At 70.3% G+C, this 2,328-nt stretch carries 2 protein-coding genes and 2 pseudogenes; all 4 read left to right on the top strand.

The window, feature by feature from the left end:
• A pseudogene (locus GT042_RS15075) lies at positions 1 to 367 on the top strand (histidine kinase); the annotation flags it as partial.
• Positions 364 to 768: a roadblock/LC7 domain-containing protein gene (locus GT042_RS15070; protein ID WP_161309228.1), complete on the top strand. Its 405-nt coding sequence runs from the start codon at positions 364 to 366 to the stop codon at positions 766 to 768. The pseudogene GT042_RS15075 and the gene GT042_RS15070, both read left to right, overlap by 4 nt.
• 104 nt (positions 769 to 872) lie before the next feature.
• Positions 873 to 2,075, top strand: a complete 1,203-nt coding sequence (locus GT042_RS15065) for an ABC transporter substrate-binding protein (protein WP_161309227.1) — start codon at positions 873 to 875, stop codon at positions 2,073 to 2,075.
• A gap of 1 nt (position 2,076) precedes the next feature.
• Positions 2,077 to 2,328, top strand: a pseudogene (locus tag GT042_RS15060) (branched-chain amino acid ABC transporter permease); the annotation flags it as partial.

The raw sequence follows: 2,328 nt of genomic DNA, 5'->3' as shown, positions 1-2,328 counted from the left end.
GGGCGCCCGGCCCGCGGCCGGGGGCAACGGTGGCCGCGGTGGCACGTCCGCCACCGGCTTCCGCGAGCCCGTCACCGCACCGCCCCGGACCTCGGTACGCGACGAGCCGGTGTCGCGCATCGCCGGTGTCAGCCCCTCCGGGCTGCCCCTGCGGCAGCGCAACACCCCGCAGCAGTGGCCCACCCTGGGCAAACGGGACGGCAACGAACAGCGTCCCGGTGCCACGACTCCCCGGCCCGCGCCCCGCCGCCGCGACTCCCGGCACGTCTCCGACGTCCTCGCGGCCTACGCCCAGGGGATCAACAGGAGTACCAACCAGCGCGGGCGTTCCACCGCCGACGACACCACCGAACGGAGCAAGAAATGACCTCACCGGCCGACCTGAGCTGGATCCTCAGCAGTTTCGCCGGACGGATCCCGGAGGTCACCCAGGTGATAGCCGTGTCCGTGGACGGACTGGCACTGGCCTACACCGGTGTGGACCGGGACGACGCCGACCGGCTGGCCGCCATCGCCTCCGGAGTGGTCAACCTGCTGTCCGCGGCGGCCGAGTTGACGAACACCTATCCCGTCGAGCACAGCCTGACGGCGATGGAGGGCGGCTACATGTTCTCGATGGCCGTCTCCAGCGGCGCCTCGCTGCTGGTCACCACGACCAGGGACGCGGACATCGGCGAGGTCAGCTACATGATGTCCGAGCTGATCAACCAGGTCGGTGACTCGCTGTCCCCGCAGGTCCGCGACGCGAACCCGGAGCTTTCGCGCTGACCGCCGGGCCGTTCCGTCCTCACCGGTCCTCCTGACCGCACTGATCCTTGCGGCCCTCCAGATCCTCCTGCCCGTCCTGCCCGTTCTAATGAGTGAGAGTCCTTATGTTCTTCGACCTGTCCCCCTCGCGCCGCCGCAGACTCCGGCCGGCGGGTGCCGCCGCCCTGGCCCTCGGCCTGGCGGCCGTCACCGGGTGCAGCAGCGACAGCGGCGCCGGTGACACCACCGTGAAGGTCGGCCTGGTGGCCTCGTTGTCCGGTACGTACAAGGCGGTCGGCACCGACCTGCGCGCCGGCTTCGAGCTGTACCTGAACACCCACGACGGCAAGCTGGGCGGACGGAAGGTCGAGCTCATCGTGGCGGACGAGGGCGACGGCCCGCCCACCGCCGTTCCCGCCGCCACCAAGCTGGTCAAGAAGGACAAGGTCGACGCGCTCACGGGCCTCGTCAGCGGTGGCTCCGTCAACGCGGTGCTGCCACTCGTCGACCAGGCCAAGATCCCGTTCCTCGGGTCGAACGGCCGGCCGCCCGTCAAGGACCTCGAGTACGTGTGGACGACGAGCTTCCTCTCCGACGAGCCGGGCAAGGCCATCGCCCCGTACGTCAAGGAGAAGGTCGACGGCCCGGTCTACGCGATCGGCCCCGACTACCAGGGCGGCTACGACGAACTCCGCGGCTTCACCGAGGAGTTCAAGCGCGTCAAGGGTGAACTCGCCAACCCTGACGGCAAGACCGCCTGGACGCCGTTCCCGAAGACCACCAACTTCATGCCGTACTTCGCGGAGATCGCCAAGACGGACGCCAAGGCGGTCTACTGCTTCTACGCCGGCAAGGCCGCCATCGACTTCGCCAAGCAGTACGCGCAGTCCGACATCGCCGACCTCCCGCTGTACACGGCCTTCGTCACCGAGGGCAGTGTGCTCCAGGCCCAGGGCGACGCGGCGAAGGACATCTACTCCGTCCTGAACTACGCGCCCGACCTCGACAACGCCGCCAACCGGAAGTTCGCCGCCGACTGGACGGCCGAGCACGACACGCAGCCCACCACGTACGCGATGGCGTCCTACGACGCGGCGGCCGTGCTGGACAAGGCGATCGCCGACGCCGCGAAGGCCGGTGACGTGACGCCGGGGACCATCAACAAGGCCATCGCGGCCCTGGGCCAGATCGACAGCCCGCGCGGCGCCTGGGAGTTCAGCGACAAGGCCCACGCGCCGGTGCAGACCTGGTACCTGCGCCAGGTACGGCCGGACGGCAACCAGCTGGCGAACGTCATGGTCCAGGACCTGGCCACGCTCGGCGGCTGACATGGAACTGCTCGATGCCCACCTCATCCCGGCGGTGGACGGCGTGGCCTACGGGCTGCTGCTGTTCGTGGTCGCCGCCGGCCTGAGCCTCGCCTTCGGCACCGCGGGCGTGCTGAACCTGTCCCACGGCACGCTGTACGCGATCGGTGCCTACACGGGGGCCGAGTTGAGCGACGGGACCTGGGGCGGTCTCGCCCTCGGACTCGCGGCCGGCACCGCCGCGGCGTGCGCCGCCGGGGCCGGACTGTCGGCC

This window comes from Streptomyces sp. SID3212 (genome assembly GCF_009865405.1).
In the GTDB taxonomy this organism is placed as follows: domain Bacteria; phylum Actinomycetota; class Actinomycetes; order Streptomycetales; family Streptomycetaceae; genus Streptomyces.
Note: the sequence above shows the minus strand (reverse complement) of the source record. Positions and strands in the feature narration are given on the sequence as shown.